This is a genomic window from Cupriavidus sp. SIMBA_020 (genome assembly GCF_046535395.1).
GTDB lineage: Bacteria > Pseudomonadota > Gammaproteobacteria > Burkholderiales > Burkholderiaceae > Cupriavidus > Cupriavidus campinensis.
Genome location: NZ_JAWRWU010000920.1, coordinates 1 through 261 on the forward strand (window position 1 = coordinate 1; position 261 = coordinate 261).

Annotated in this window: 1 protein-coding gene; it reads left to right on the plus strand. The window is 67.4% G+C overall.

Annotated features, from left to right (window positions below):
* Positions 1-261: ABC transporter permease subunit (locus SB751_RS32120; protein ID WP_410749278.1), on the plus strand; the 261-nt coding region annotated here is incomplete at both ends.

Below are 261 nucleotides of genomic sequence, written 5' to 3' on the forward strand. Positions count from 1 at the left end.
GGTGTTCGTCTATGCGATCGCGGGCCTGTTGAGCGGGATCGCCGGCACCGTGACGGCCGCGCGTGCGATCTCCGGCCAGTCGGGCATGGGCGTGATGTACGAGCTCGACGCGATCGCGGCCGTCGTGATCGGCGGTACGTCGCTGTCGGGCGGCCTCGGGCGCGTGACGGGCACCGTGATCGGCGTGCTGATTCTCGGCGTGATGACGTCGGGCTTCACGTTCATCCGGATCGACGCGTATTACCAGGAGATGGTCAAGGG